This window comes from Nocardia panacis, assembly GCF_003598715.1.
In the GTDB taxonomy this organism is placed as follows: domain Bacteria; phylum Actinomycetota; class Actinomycetes; order Mycobacteriales; family Mycobacteriaceae; genus Nocardia; species Nocardia panacis.
In genome coordinates this window covers 537849-551754 of the sequence record NZ_QZFU01000019.1, presented here as the reverse complement: position 1 = coordinate 551754, position 13906 = coordinate 537849, and the positions used below count along the sequence as shown (strand labels likewise).

Sequence of the window (13906 nt, the reverse complement as noted above, 5' to 3'; positions counted from 1 at the left end):
AAGGCAACGGATGCCTTTCGCGACTACGACAAGCGCAACAACAAGAATGTCAGGTCACCGGATCGTCGAATCGCACTGCGCGACAACCACCAACGAGCCGTCGAGCATGCGCGCGCCCTTGTGAACCGCTGCGAACACGGCGATTGCCATGCCGCCAAGGCCGATTGGGAGCCCGTGCCACGGTCGACATCGACAGTTCGGGTCTCGTGGCAGCACTGGGCCGCGCGTTCCGGCCATGCCGAACATTGCCCGGTACTCAGTCGCGACCCGTCAACAGACGTGTGGCGGCTGTTGGTCAGCCTGGGGATAGCCACAACCTGATTTCTCGGCCGCGTGGTGATAGCCCGCATCGAAGCCGTGTGAAGGAGTCTGTTCGTGCAAGGCGACTTCGGCGGGCCGGGACTCGTCGGTGAACGAGTCCCGGCCGATAGCTTCTAACCGCTCGCTAGGCGGCGCTGCCCTACGTCAAGTGTCGGGCGAAGAACCGGTTCCCGGCGTCCCCCTCGAACTCCGGGATACCCGTGTGTCCGCCCATATTGGCGTGCAGCGTCTTTTCCGTGGAGCCGAAGGCGTCGAACAGGTTCAGGGCCATTTGTCGGTCGTTTCCTTCGTCGTCCCATTGCAGGAGAACGTGGAGCGGAATGGTGATTTGTCGGGCCTCGTCGAACATGGAGCCGGGTACGAAACTTCCGGCGAATAGCAGGGCGGCTGAGATGCGGGGCTCGATCACCGCCAGTCGGATGCCGATGGCGATGATCCCGCCCGCGAACCCGACTTGGCCGCCGATCTCGGGCAGCGTAAGCAGGGCGTCCAGGGTGGTCCGCCATTCCGGGACCGCCTTTTCGACCAGCGGGAGGACGAGCCGGTCGACGATCTCGTCGACCGGCTCGCCTGCCTGCAGCGCCCGGTGCAGGTCGGCGCGGGCCTGTTCGGCTTCGGCGGAACGCGGCCGGTCACCGCTGCCGGGAAGTTCGATGGTGGCCGCGGCGAAGCCCGCCGCCACAGTATGCCGCGCCCGCGCCGCAAGTCGGGGGTACATCTTCCTCAGTCCCATTCCGCCGGGTTGGCCGAGCAGGATCAGTGGGACAGGTGTGGTGGCGGATCCGGGTGTCCAAAGGATGCCGGGGATCTCGCCGACGGTGAATTCGCGCTCGCGGATATCGCCGTCGAGGCGCTGTTCGGAAGTGAATTGCACGGTCGTGCCTTTCGGGAGTGCTTTGATGGCGCTCCCGGACGACCTATCGCCCGACCGTGACCCCGGAGGGGAGCACCCACGTCGAAACTGCGTTCACGGGTACCACCTCCTCGTTTTCTTTCACGGCTTCCGGAAAGGTAGCAGTGGCCGCCGCGGTCGTCAACGGATTTCGCGGTGGCTCACATGGCATGCGATGACCGTCGTGTTCGGTGCCGCCGCCGAAGGGAAGGTGGGTCAGCGGCGCGCGTCTTGTCATTACGTTACGCGTATCGTTATAGTCCGGAAATGGTAGTCGAATCGGGTTACAGCGCAATGCCGGAACGACCGAAGGCCGCGAGCGCGGCGCGTAGGTTCGAGGGTGGGGGAGTCCGCTCGTGACGACGCTGCCCGAGACCCGGGTGCTCACCGATGCCACCGGCCGCCGCATCGCCTGGTGCGAGTACGGCGACCCGAACGGCCGGATCGCCCTCGCCGCGCACGGCACGCCCGGCAGCCGCTACCAGGGCCTACCCCTGCACGAGTCCGCCGTCGCCGCGGGTGTGCGGTTGGTCTTCCCCGATCGGCCCGGATATGGGCAGACATCGCCTCTTGGTGGAAAAGGGCAGCCGGACAGGGGATTTCACGACTGGGACGACGACGCACTGGCCATCCTCGACCACCTGGGCGCCGACAGGGTCGCGCTCGTCGGCTTCTCCGGCGGGGGCGGCTACGCGCTGGCCCTGGCCGCACGGTTCCCCGCGCGCGTCGAACGGCTGATCCTGGCCTGCGCGATGGTTCCGGGGACACCCCGAGACACCTTGCGTCACCGGATCCGTCTGATCTCGTTGCTCTACGCGGCGGCGCGGTGGACTCCGGGGATCGCGAGCGCGCTGCTGGCGGGCACCGGTGTCGCCCGCACCCGAAAGAACGCCCTCTCGGCCTGGCCCGCAGCGGACCGGGCGATCATGAACAGTCCTGTCACGCAGGCGAATTCCGCAATCGACGGCCGCGAGGCCAAGGCGCAGGGCACGGCGGCCACCCTCGCCGACCTGCGTCGCTACTACCGTGAACTTCCGGAGCCGCTCGAGTCGATAACGGTGCCGACCGTGTTCTTGCACGGAAGCGCCGACGGGAACGTCCCGATCGATGTCGCACGGCGGGCGCATGGCAGGATCCCGAACGCGACTCTAGAAGTGATCCCCGACGCCGGTCACCTGTTCCTCGTCCAGGATCCCGGCCTCCTGATGCGGTTCCTCGGATAGCTCGGATCGAGGAACGTGCCGCAGGCGGTTTCGTGAGCCCATATCCGAAACCGCCCGGCGGGGAACCTCATTCGGCTCTTGTTACCGCTGCGCATCCGCACTGCCGGTTCCAGACCGCCGCCCGCGCGTCGGGTCCTGAGGTCTCGTCACCACACGAATCCGAAAGGGCCACTCCCGGAAGAAATTCGGCGGTGGCCCCTGCTTTCTCCCCGCAGCCCAATTGGCAGAGGCACCGTACTCACGATGCGGTGGTTGCGAGTTCGAATCTCGCTGGGGGAACCGCCAGTCTCTTCGACAGCACCGTCCCGCTGCCTGCCTGCTGTGTCTTGCGCGCCGTGGGCGAGACCGGAATATTGATCGCGGCTGGCGGCGAGTCGTCCTCGGACGGTGCCGGGCAGCTCATGGCCGGTAGCGGCTGCCGTCCAAGGTGCCGTTTCGGGCGATCGAGGCGTCGGCTCCGAGTCAGGCACCCGGACTACCAGGTCATATTGCTCGATGACGCTCTAGAGCGTGTAGAAGGGCGCGGCGCCGGTGGATTTTCGGTTGGCCAGTGTGAGTGCTTCGACCTCGAATATTTCATGCTCTCCGGCAAGCACCGAAACGACTTCGGCAACCCCTTTTTGGGTGAAATTATCACCGTCCGCGACCAGCCCCAGAATGTCTATGGGAAAGACAACCACCTGGGCGTATTTCGGTCCGGTATAGACTTCTTTCGGATTGCGGTTCTGCGTCTGAATCCGCGCACCGAGAGTCCATGCCGGAAAAATTCCGTAGCCACCGATTTCGGGTATTCTCGTATATTCTACGGGCTCGGGATAGTACAGGGCGACGAAACCATTGAATACGATGGGTATCTGGTAGTCGAACCTGCGGATCTGACGTCGCTGGGTTGCCCTGACGACAACCCGGCATCCGTTGGGTGTGACGACAACCTGATGCGATGCCGTCCACCCGGCGGTCAATGAACCGCCTGCGGAGGCAGTAATTCCCTGCATCAATTGTGCCGAGAGTTCTCCGGTGCCGGTAGCCGTGCCGGTGGCGGTGGTGGTCGCCGTAGTCGTTCCCGTGGAAGTACTCGATGCCTTCGTCGTATTCGTCGTAGTTTGCTCGTTCACCTGCTGATCTTCGGTGCCGACATCGTCTTTGTGATTGTGATCCTTGTGGGTGCGCGAACTCTTCGCCGCCTGGCTCTGCTCTTGACTCGTTGCCAGACTATTTTCCATGCTGTTCGCCAAACTCTGCTGCAATTGAGCCTGCAGTTCCGCAGCGCCCCTGGCACCGAATGTCAGCTGTACCTGCCCCTCCGGCGACCAACTTATCGTGTTGGAAATCGAGAACTCAATAGTGTCTCTGATTTCCTTCAGAACGGGGTCGGTGCGATCGATGTATGCGTGTTCGGAGATCACGTCCGGCGGAGGTTGTACGATATCGTGCCGTTCATCGATGAGTGGGACGCCCATATTGAGGTAGGCGTACCAGCCGCGGTCGTGTGCCGACTGCTCGGATGCGGGGTAGTCGCCGTATCGGCGCTTGTTTATCGAGAATCCGGTCGGTGCGATGAGTCGATCGGTTCCATCGGCATTCTTCTTCTGTGCCGGCGCGTTGACGAATGTCAGTACTTTATTCCCGCCGCGCCATGTCCTCTTGTCCCAGGCCAAGATCTCTCCGACCCTGCCTGCTATTTCGAGTTCCTCCTGGTTCCGCTTCGTCAGCGGGTGTCGTACGAATCTGGAGGGCTTATATGTTGGGCCAACCTCGTGTTGACTGGGCACGATCAAACCTCCTGTATGACAACGGTTCGGGCGAGCCGGACAGCCTACGGGTTGGGCTGCTTTCCGCCTGCCGGTGCAGAAGGTTTCGGCTGATCGGGCATAGCGGGCCTGGCCGCTTCGGGGATATCCGGTTTGGCCGGTCGCGCGACATTCGGCAGCGGAGGCATCGCAGGCTTATCGGTATCCTTGATTTGCGACGGCACCGTTATCCCCTGTGAGGATGTGCCATGCGACACCTCTCCTAGGACCGACGACGCCATACCGGATGTCGAGGCCGGGTTCTCGGAAGTGGCACGCTGGCTCTCGGCTACCGTCTGATTCTGCCCGAACAGCGAGTCGAGGAAGCTCCCCACGATGGTCAGCGCCTCCGGAGACCGCTCTTTGACAATCTTCGGGTCACGTACCGGATCCTTGACCAGGCCGTCGTAGAGTTCCTCGTCGACCCCTTCCGATTCCGGCCGATAACCGGGAATCAGTCGATTGAGCGTCTGAGCGGAATCCTGAGCGGACTTGGCTTCTGTTTTGGCGCTGGTGAAGATATTGAAAAACGACACTGACTTCCCTCCTGGATGATTCGGAACACGGAAGAATCAAAGCGTGTAGAAAGGCGCGGGTCCGGCGGACTTGCGATTGGCCAAGGTGAGCGCTTCGACTTCGAATACTTCATGCTCTCCGGCGAGAACCGAAACCACTTCGGCCACCCCCTTCTGGGCGAAGTTGTCGCCGTCGGCGACCAGCCCCAGGACATCGATGGGAAATACAACCACCTGAGCGTAGCTCGGCCCGGTATAAACTGCCCCTGGATTTCGGTTCTGTGTCTGAATTCGCGGGCCGAGGGTCCATGCCGGGAATACCCCGTAGCCGCCGATATCCGGTATTCTCGTATAGTCGACCGGCTCGGGATAATACAGTGCGACGAAGCCGTTGAACACAATCGGTATTTGGTAGTCGAACCTGCGGACCTGACGTCGCTGGGTCGCCCTGACGACCACCCGGCATCCGTTGGGGGTGACAACAACCTGATGCGTAGCTTTCCACGAGGCAGTCAACTCGCCACTGGCGGTGGCGGTTATCCCCTGCATCAATTGCGCCGAGAGTTCTCCGGTGCCGGTAGCCGTGCCGGTGGCCGTGGTGGTCGCCGTGGTGGTTCCCGTGGAAGTGCTCGTCGCCGTGGTCTTGTTCGTCGTGGTCTGCTCATTCAGCTGCTGATCTTCGGTGCCGATGTTGTCTTTGTGATTGTGGTCGATATGGGTGCGCGAACTCTTCGCCTCATTGCTCAGCTCTTGGCTCGTTGCCAAGCTGCTCGCCATGCTGTTCGCCAAGCTCTGTTGTAATTGCGCTTGCAGAGATGCGGTGCCCTTGGCGCCGAAAGTCAGCTGCGTTTGCCCGGCGATCGACCATCTGACCGTGTTGGAAATCGAGAATTCGATGGTGTCGACGATCTCTTTGAGAACAGGATCGGTGCGATCGATGTACGCGTGTTCGGAAATCACGTCCGGCGGAGGTTGTACGATATCGTGTCGCTCGTCGATGAGTGGGACGCCCATGTTGAGGTAGGCGTACCAGCCGCGGTCGTGTGCCGACTGTTCCGATATGGGATAGTCGCCGTATCGGCGCTTGTTTATCGAGAATCCGGTGGGTGTGATGAGTCGATCGGTTCCGTCGGCATTCTTCTTCTGTGCGGGTGCGTTGACGAATGTCAGTACTTTATTCCCGCCGCGCCATGTCCTCTTGTTCCATGCCAGGATATCCCCGGCCTTGCCCGCTATTTCGAGTTCCTCCTGGTTCCGCTTCGTCAGCGGGTGTCGTACGAATCTGGAGGGCTTATATGTTGGGCCAACCTCGTGTTGACTGGGCATGATCCAACCTCCCGCGTGTCACAGGCATATAGGTGATGGTGTTCATGAGATGAAGTATTCGATGTCGGTGGATCCCGAAGCCGGCGCCATCGGCCGCGCCGCGACTGCCCTCCACCTCCGGTCTGCCGTCGAAAGCGCCATCGCACGACAAATGCGCTGAATCGCCGCGACTGCGCTATGGGAAATTGAGCGACTGAGGCGCCCCCGACCACGAAAGCCGGTCCGCATCGGACGAATCCGAACCCGGATTATTCCCTGGTATCGCCAAATCTGAAGAGCTGCTACAACTTTCGTGTTGCAGAACCAGTATCCAACCACTGTGAAAGTACCGTCAACCCCCTATGACACGGTCGCGGCCAACCCCTACGCGGGTGTTCTGAAACAAACTTCTCACTTCCCGGCGCGTCGCCCTCCCGAGATCGTGGATGTGGTCGGGGTGCACAACGGGATTGGCACTCGCAGCATGGTGCACACACCGGCGCCGGCCATGGCCGGCGCGTCGCTCGCGCAGATCATGCTGGTGTACCGATTGCGGCGCCGGATCACCGCCCCGGCCAGATCGTGCTCCATTGGGCCGTACGCACCTGTATGACACCCAACGAACTAGTTCGTTTGACATATGAGGGCGATCCTCCTACATTGCGAACTAACTAGTTCGCTCGCTTCTGGGCGGGCGACCCGGCTGAGGAGCGTGCATACGAAATGAGCTATCGCCTAGAAGGAAAAGTCGCGCTGGTGACGGGAGGGGCGCGCGGTATCGGGCGGGCGACGGTCGAACTGTTCGCGAGGCAGGGCGCCACCGTCTTCAGCGCGGATGTCGACTTCGCCGGAGACGATTCGGCGGGAGTCGACGGCGTTGCGGGCGTGCGCCTCGATGTCACACGAGAAGATCAGTGGCGCAAGACGATTGAACAGATCATCGGCGCGCACGGACGCATCGACGTGCTGGTCAACAACGCGGGTATCGTCGGTTCCCAATCCGGCGCCGTGGAAACCACAGTGGCCGAGTGGGATCGAGTGATCGCTGTCAATCAGACCGGGGTGTTTCTCGGGATGAAGACCGTCCTGCCCGGCATGATCGGTCGGCGAGCCGGGGCGATCATCAATACCTCCTCGACCTGGGGGCTCGTCGGCACCGACGGGGCATTCGCCTATCAGGCCAGCAAAGGCGCCATCACTCTGATGACAAAGGCCGCAGCGGTGCAGTACGCGCCAATGGGTGTGCGCATCAACGCTATTCATCCAGGAACGATCCGAACCCGGTTGACGGCCGAACTCACCCCGCAGGCGCAGCAGTCGATCATCGACGCGACACCGATGGCCCGCGCGGGAGAACCGGCCGAGATCGCCGAGGGGATGCTCTTCCTCGCCAGTGCCGCGGCGGGCTACATGACCGGCGCGTCACTCACCATCGACGGCGGCTACACCACCCGGTGACCGATTCGTCGAATCCGAAATCACCTCTATCGCAAACAAATTCGAGGAGAAACCCGTGGACAGAGATCTGAGCGTTCTGGTGGGGCAGGTGGCCGCCGCAGGCGGGAAGCCGCTGGACAAGTCGACTCCGGAGGAGGGTCGCGCGGGGGTGGCAGGCCTAATGGCCTGGCACGGTCCCGAGAGGGAAATGGACAAGGTCGATGACGTGGCGATCCCGGCGCCGTGGGGGTCGATTCCGGCGCGCGTCTATGTACCGTCGGCTCGGCGAACCCCGCAACCCATGCTGGTGTTCTTCCACGGCGGCGGCTGGTTCCAGGGAAACGTCGACGTGTGGGACAACCCGGTTCGTGCGCTGGCCGCGGCCACCGGCGCGGTCATCGTCTCGGTCGACTACCGGCTCGCTCCCGAGCATCCCTACCCCGCCGCGATCCAGGACGCCTACCTGGCGGTGATATGGGCGGCGGACGCCGCCGAGACCTACAATTCGACGCCGGATCTGATCGGCGTCGCGGGGGATTCGGCGGGCGCCACCATCGCCGCCGGGGTGAGCGTACTGGCCCGCGATATCGGTGCGCCCCGCATCGGCTTCCAGTTGCTGCTGTACCCGCCGATCAGCCCCGAACAGGACACCGAGTCCTACCGGCGCTACGCCGACGGCCCGCTGCTGACCCGTGCCGCGATGCGGGTGTGCTGGGAGCGGTATCTGCCCAATCGGGACGCGGTGACCCCGTACGCCAATCCGGCACTGGCCGATGCCGCCGGTCTGCCGCCCGCGCTGATCCTCACCAATGAGCTCGACCCGGTCCGCGACGACGGCGAAGCCTACGCGCGCAAACTCGATCAAGCCGGTGTTTCCACCAGGCACGTCAGGATGGCAGGGCTGTCCCACCTGTCTTTCCACATGTTCGGTCGGGTGCCCGCCAGTCGGCAGATCCTGGAAGAGGCGGCGAAGGCTGTCGACTCCTGGCGGTAGTCTCTCGAAGAGGTCGGCGCGATTCGTCCGGCCTCATTCGAAAGTGGTGGTTCGGAAAGAATTCGGTCGCTTCCAGCGTTTTTCTCGTTGAAGGAGATTCGTATCGAGCGTTGGCGATAGGCGATGTCGGGATTCTACGATTCCGGATATGTGCCTGCCCGGCTGATCTTCGATCGGCTGCTGGGCCTGGCGTATGTTGTCGCATTTCTGTCGACCCTCGCCCAATTCCGGGCGCTGTGCGGTGCGCGAGGTCTGCTACCGGCGCCGCGACATCTGCGTGCGGCGGGATTCCGCCGGACCCCCAGCCTGTTTCACCTGCACTACTCCGACCGGCTCGCCGCTGCCGTGGCGACGCTGGGGCTGGCGCTGTCGGTCGGGGTCGTGCTCGGTGTGCTCGATCTCGTGGCCCTGCCGATCGCGATGGTGATCCGGGCTGTGCTGTGGGTGCTGTACCTGTCGTTCGTCAATGCCGGTTCGGTGTTCTACGGCTTCGTCTGGGAGATGCTGCTGTTGGAGGCCGGTTTCCTGGCGATCTTTCTGGGAAATACGGCCACGGCCCCGCCGATCGCGGTGGTGCTGCTGCTGCGCTGGCTGCTGGTGCGGCTCGAGGTGGGGGCGGGCCTGATCAAGGTGCGCAACGATCGGGCGTGGCGTGATCTCACCGCGCTCTGCTATCACCACGAGACCCAGCCGTTGCCGAACCGGTTCAGCCGGCACTTCCATCGGCTGCCCAAACCGATCCATCGGCTGGAGGCGCTGGGAAACCATGTCGCGCAGTTGATCGTGCCGTTCGGGCTGCTGTGTCCGCAGCCGATCGCTTCGGTAGCGGCCGGGATCATCGTCGCGACCCAGTTGTGGTTGATGCTCAGCGGGAACTTCGCCTGGCTGAACCTGCTGACCATCGCGTTGGCCACCATGGCGCTCGATGGCCGGCTCCTGGCGGCCGTAGTCCCGGCCGAGCCCGCGACCGACGGACCCTTGTGGTTCGCGATCATGGTGACGATCCTGACCGTGTCGATGATCGTGCTCAGTTGGGCGCCGGTCCGCAATATGGCCGCACGGCGGCAGGTGATGAACCGCGCCTTCAACCCGTTGTATCTGGGCAACACCTACGGCCTGTTCGGACGTATCACCCGACAGCGGCTCGAACTGCTCATCGAGGGCACCGATGACCAGCCCGGTCCCGCCGCGAGCTGGAAAGCGTACGAATTCAAGGCCAAACCCGGCACGCTCTCCCGCCGTCCCCGCCAGATCGCTCCCTATCACCTGCGACTGGACTGGATGATGTGGTTCGCCGCGCTCTCACCGCTGCAAACGCAAGCCTGGTTCCCGCCGCTGATCGCGCGACTGCTGCGCGGCGACGCGGCCACGTTGCGCCTGCTCGCCACCAACCCGTTCCCGCGGCAGCCACCGAGGTATGTGCGGGCCGTTCTCTACCGCTATTGCTTCACCACCCGCGCCGAGCACCGTCGCACCGGCGCTTGGTGGACGCGTCGCCGCATCGGCGAATATTTACCGCCTGCCGCACTGCGATCACCCGCCGATGCCGCAAATGAGGACGGAAACGATTGACATACTACTGAGTAGGTTGTCACTATGACCGGGGTGGCGGCGCACGGTGCCGCCGATTGTCTTCGAGTCCCAAGGAGAGTTGACATGGACTACTCGAGTGTCGCGCCCGGTTTGCTGGTCGAGGTGGACGGTCCGCTGCGGATCGTGACGATGAATCGACCCGACGATCTCAATTCCTTCGATGACGGCTTGCACGTGGGGATGCGCAGGGTGTGGGATCTGCTGGTGGACGATGCGGACGCGCGAGCGGTGGTGCTGACCGGTGCGGGTCGGGCCTTCAGCGCGGGCGGCTACGTGCCGAACTTCATCCGCAACCACAATGACACCGCCGCGCGCCGCCGCGATATCCGCGAGGGCGAGCGGTTGGCGCGGGCGATGCTGTCGTGCGAACTGCCGGTGGTGGCGGCGGTGAACGGTCCGGCGGTGGGGCTGGGGTGCAGCCTGGCGACCATGTCGGACTTCGTGGTGATGGCCGACAACACTTTTATGAGCGACCCGCACGTGGCCATCGGTCTGGCCGCGGGCGACGGCGGGGCGGTCACCTGGCCATGGCTCACCAGCATGCTCACCGCCAAGGAGTTCATCCTGCTCGGCGACCGCATTCCCGCGACCGATGCCCTGCGCCTGGGGTTGTGCAACCGCGTCGTGCCCGCCGCGCAGGTGCTCGCCACCGCGAAAGAGTTCGCGCATCGGTTCGCGGAGCTGCCTGCGCAGGCGGTCCGCGACACCAAACGCGCGCTGAATATGCATCTGCTCGACTCCGCCAATTCGGTGTTGAATTTCGCCCTCGCCGCGGAATTCGAATCCTTCGGCACCGAGGACATCAAGGGTCGCGTCGCCGAATTCCTCGCCAAGTCCGCAGGTAAAGCCGAAAAATCCGTATAACCCCAGGGAGCCCGATGGATACCGCCGCTACAGATCACCTGCTCGCCACGACGCGCGCGGTGCGTCGTCGTCTCGATCTGGAGCGGCCGGTCGAACGCGCGGTGATCCTCGAGTGCCTGCGCCTTGCGGTGCAGGCGCCGACGGGCGGCAATCAGCAATCGTGGCGCTGGCTGGTGGTGGACGACCCGCACGTGCGCGCCGATATCGCGAAGCTGTACGCGCGCTATACGTTGCCGCTGGTCGAGCGGCGCTATCCGCGCCTGCGGGATCCGCAGACGAAACGGGTCTACGAGGGCGCCCGCTATCTCGCGCAGGTGCTGGCGCGAGTTCCGGTCCTCGTCGTGCCGTGCGTCGAGGGGCGGTTGGACGGCCCCCACGCGCCGGATCCGGCCGCGTTCTACGGGTCGATCTTTCCCGCGATCTGGAGTCTGCAATTGGCGCTGCGGTCGCGCGGGTTGGGTTCGGTGCTGACCACGCCGTTCGAGGCCGAATTCGAGCGGGAATACACCGCGATCCTGGGGCTGCCCGACAGCATGACGCCGATCGCGCTGCTGCCGGTCGCTTACACGGTCGGCACGCAGTTCAAACCCGCGCGCCGACCCCCGGTCGAGACGATCACCAGGTGGAATCGCTGGACCGAGGAGTAGCCGCGCGGGCGAGGACCGTCAGGCGCCGGTCCAGATCGGTGGGCGCTTCTCGGCGAACGCTCGCGCGCCTTCCAGCGCGTCGGCGGAGCGCAGTACCGGCTCGACCAGTGCCTGCTGCGCGGCGAAGGCCGCGGCGTCGCCGTAGTCGACCGACATCGCGACGATCCGCTTGCTGGTGCGGACGGCGAGCGGCCCGTTGGCGGCCACTTTCGCGGCCAGTTCACGTGCCGCGGCGAGGGCCTGTCCGGGTTCGGTGAGGACGTTGACCATGCCGTGCGCGTGCGCCGTCTCCGCGGCGATGGGATCTCCGGTCAGCGCCATTTGCATGGCCAGTTGATACGGGAGTGTCTTGGGCAGACGCAATAGGCCGCCCGCGCCCGCGACCAAGCCGCGCTTGACCTCGGGCAGGCCGAATCTCGCATCGCGCGCGGCGACGATGAGGTCGGCGGTCAAGGCGATCTCGCATCCGCCTGCCAGTGCCCAACCCTCGACGGCGGCGATCAGTGGTTTGGCGGGTGGTTTCTCGGTCAGGCCGCCGAAGCCGCGGTCGGGAATGATCGGGATCTCACCGCGGGTGAATGCTTTGAGGTCCAGGCCGGAGCAGAAGGTGCCGCCGGCTCCGGTGAGGATGGCGACGGCGAGATCGGCGCGTGCCTCGAATTCGTCCATGGCCGCGGCGATGCCCTCGGCCACCTCGAGGTTCACGGCATTGCGCTCTTTCGGGCGGTTGATGGTGACGACGGCGATTCCGTCGGCGCATTCGATCGAAACACTGGTCATCGGGGAATTTCCATTCTGCGCATCGGCGGATTTCGCGTATTGATGGAAATTGCGGCGCGCGAGCGGCGAAGGTGATCGGGAACAGAGACAAACTACTGCGTAGGTTATAGACCCGTCAAGGCGGCCGGTCGCCCTTGACCACGCAACCTACGCGGTAGTATGTTTTTGTCGGGGAGTTCGACCGCACCGCGCCCAGGCGCGACCGAAAGGAAATGTATGAGTTCCACTCAGCGAACGGCCATTGTGACGGGCGCGGCCCGCGGTATCGGCGCGGCGATCGCGTTGCGCCTGGCGAAAGACGGCTACGCCGTCGGGGTCGTGGATCTGCATGCCGACAAATGCGCCGACACGGTGGCGGCGATCTCGGAAATGGGTGGCCGCGCCGTGGCGGTGGGCGCCGATATCAGCAAGCCCGACCAGGCCGCCGCCGCGGTCGAAACGATCGCCGCGCAACTGGGCGGCGTGGGCGTGCTGGTCAACAATGCCGGGATCACCCGCGACAATCTGCTGTTCAAGATGTCCGACGACGACTGGGACAGCGTCATCGAGGTGCATCTGCGCGGCTCATTCCTGATGACCCGCGCCGCGCAGCGCCACATGGTCGACGCGGGCTGGGGCCGAATCATCAATATCTCCAGCACCTCCGCGCTCGGCGCGCGGGGACAGGTGAACTACTCCGCCGTCAAGGCGGGCTTGCAAGGCTTCACCAAGGCGCTCGCGATCGAATTGGGCAAGTTCGGCATTACCGCCAACGCGGTCGCGCCCGGCTTCGTCGTCACCGAGATGACCAGGGCCTCGGCCGAGCGCATCGGCATCTCGTTCGACGAGCAGGTCCAGCGGGCGCTGACCCGGATTCCGCTCGGCAGGCCGGGGCGGCCGGAGGATATCGCCAACACGGTGTCGTTCTTCGCGAGCGAGGACGCCGCATTCGTCTCCGGTCAGGTGCTCTACGTCGCGGGCGGCCCGCGCGGATGAGGTGAGCGCCACCGCGATGGCCTCGACGGCGCAAAGCCTTCGGGGCCATCGGTGTCGAACTCAGGCGCGGATTCCCATCCCGTGACATAACGGCACCGGGCAGGCAACCCGTGCGGCGCTGTCGAGCTCGGCGTCGATGGCCGCCGCGATATCGGCATCGAACCCGGTGCTGCGGCGGTTGCCGAAATCGACATTGATCGCGACCATTTCCAGCGTGCAGGCCAACTGTTCGGTCGTGTCATTGACCAGCAGCGCCATCGCGTGCACGACCTTCGTCGACCGCTCGATGACCAGCGAGTGCACCGAAACCCGGTCGCGCACCGCGGTTTCGGCGAAGTACCGAATATGGTGCTCGGCGATGAAGAACCCCTGCCTGCGGGTGGTTCGATACTCGTCGTCGACGCCGATCCGCTCGAAGAGCACCCCGATGGCCGCGGTGCAGAGATCGAAATAGTGGCGGACATTCATGTGGCCGTTCTCGTCCTCGAACGACTCCGGCACGACGAGGGGACCTTGTTCGCGCGGCAGCGCGACTACCTGGTGATAGCTGGGGATGGTCATCGAAAGCCG

At 64.2% G+C, this 13906-nt stretch carries 13 protein-coding genes and 1 tRNA gene; 8 read left to right on the top strand and 6 right to left on the bottom strand.

Annotated features, from left to right (window positions below; genetic code table 11):
• Positions 1–460: 460 nt before the first annotated feature.
• A complete protein-coding gene (locus D5S18_RS17340) occupies positions 461–1195 on the bottom strand; it encodes an alpha/beta hydrolase (RefSeq protein ID WP_120042009.1) in 735 nt (244 codons plus the stop codon).
• 374 nt (positions 1196–1569) lie between these two features.
• On the opposite strand from D5S18_RS17340, the gene D5S18_RS17335 reads away from it, so the two are divergent.
• The gene (locus D5S18_RS17335; protein WP_120042008.1) at positions 1570–2436 is read left to right on the top strand and encodes an alpha/beta fold hydrolase; all 867 of its coding nucleotides are present in this window, start codon (positions 1570–1572) and stop codon (positions 2434–2436) included.
• Between the two features lie 205 nt (positions 2437–2641).
• Positions 2642–2715 (top strand) — tRNA-Val (locus tag D5S18_RS17330).
• A gap of 224 nt (positions 2716–2939) precedes the next feature.
• Here D5S18_RS17330 and D5S18_RS17325 read toward each other — a convergent pair.
• The 3 genes from D5S18_RS17325 to D5S18_RS17315 all read right to left on the bottom strand — a co-directional run bounded on the left by D5S18_RS17325 (position 2940) and on the right by D5S18_RS17315 (position 6067).
• Positions 2940–4094: a hypothetical protein gene (locus tag D5S18_RS17325; RefSeq protein WP_203236776.1), complete on the bottom strand. Its 1155-nt coding sequence runs from the start codon at positions 4092–4094 to the stop codon at positions 2940–2942.
• A 158-nt stretch (positions 4095–4252) separates the two neighbouring features.
• Entirely contained in the window at positions 4253–4762 is a 510-nt protein-coding gene (locus D5S18_RS17320; RefSeq protein ID WP_120042006.1) for a hypothetical protein, read from the bottom strand.
• Positions 4763–4798: 36 nt separating this feature from the next.
• Positions 4799–6067, bottom strand: a complete 1269-nt coding sequence (locus tag D5S18_RS17315; RefSeq protein ID WP_120042005.1) for a gluconolaconase — start codon at positions 6065–6067, stop codon at positions 4799–4801.
• A gap of 702 nt (positions 6068–6769) precedes the next feature.
• Between D5S18_RS17315 and D5S18_RS17305 the strand changes: the two genes are divergently transcribed.
• The 5 genes from D5S18_RS17305 to D5S18_RS17285 all read left to right on the top strand — a co-directional run bounded on the left by D5S18_RS17305 (position 6770) and on the right by D5S18_RS17285 (position 11581).
• The gene (locus D5S18_RS17305; protein WP_120042003.1) at positions 6770–7504 is read left to right on the top strand and encodes an SDR family NAD(P)-dependent oxidoreductase; all 735 of its coding nucleotides are present in this window, start codon (positions 6770–6772) and stop codon (positions 7502–7504) included.
• A gap of 55 nt (positions 7505–7559) precedes the next feature.
• Entirely contained in the window at positions 7560–8477 is a 918-nt protein-coding gene (locus tag D5S18_RS17300) for an alpha/beta hydrolase (RefSeq protein WP_147403980.1), read from the top strand.
• Positions 8478–8600: 123 nt separating this feature from the next.
• The gene (locus tag D5S18_RS17295; RefSeq protein WP_120042001.1) at positions 8601–10049 is read left to right on the top strand and encodes a lipase maturation factor family protein; all 1449 of its coding nucleotides are present in this window, start codon (positions 8601–8603) and stop codon (positions 10047–10049) included.
• An 84-nt stretch (positions 10050–10133) separates the two neighbouring features.
• Positions 10134–10934 (top strand): enoyl-CoA hydratase/isomerase family protein, encoded by an 801-nt coding sequence (locus tag D5S18_RS17290; RefSeq protein ID WP_120042000.1) that lies wholly within the window; start codon positions 10134–10136, stop codon positions 10932–10934.
• 14 nt (positions 10935–10948) lie between these two features.
• On the top strand, positions 10949–11581 hold the full coding sequence (locus D5S18_RS17285; RefSeq protein ID WP_120041999.1) for a nitroreductase family protein: 633 nt from the start codon (positions 10949–10951) through the stop codon (positions 11579–11581).
• Between the two features lie 18 nt (positions 11582–11599).
• Here D5S18_RS17285 and D5S18_RS17280 read toward each other — a convergent pair whose 3' ends face one another.
• Positions 11600–12361: a crotonase/enoyl-CoA hydratase family protein gene (locus D5S18_RS17280; RefSeq protein WP_120041998.1), complete on the bottom strand. Its 762-nt coding sequence runs from the start codon at positions 12359–12361 to the stop codon at positions 11600–11602.
• A 216-nt stretch (positions 12362–12577) separates the two neighbouring features.
• Between D5S18_RS17280 and fabG the strand changes: the two genes are divergently transcribed.
• Positions 12578–13336 (top strand): 3-oxoacyl-ACP reductase FabG, encoded by a 759-nt coding sequence (gene fabG, locus D5S18_RS17275; RefSeq protein WP_120041997.1) that lies wholly within the window; start codon positions 12578–12580, stop codon positions 13334–13336.
• A gap of 60 nt (positions 13337–13396) precedes the next feature.
• Here the strand turns inward: fabG and D5S18_RS17270 are convergent, their stop codons facing one another.
• Positions 13397–13897 carry a thioesterase family protein gene (locus D5S18_RS17270; RefSeq protein WP_120041996.1) on the bottom strand — a complete coding sequence of 167 codons (501 nt, stop codon included), beginning with the start codon at positions 13895–13897 and terminating at the stop codon, positions 13397–13399.
• Positions 13898–13906: the final 9 nt, after the last annotated feature.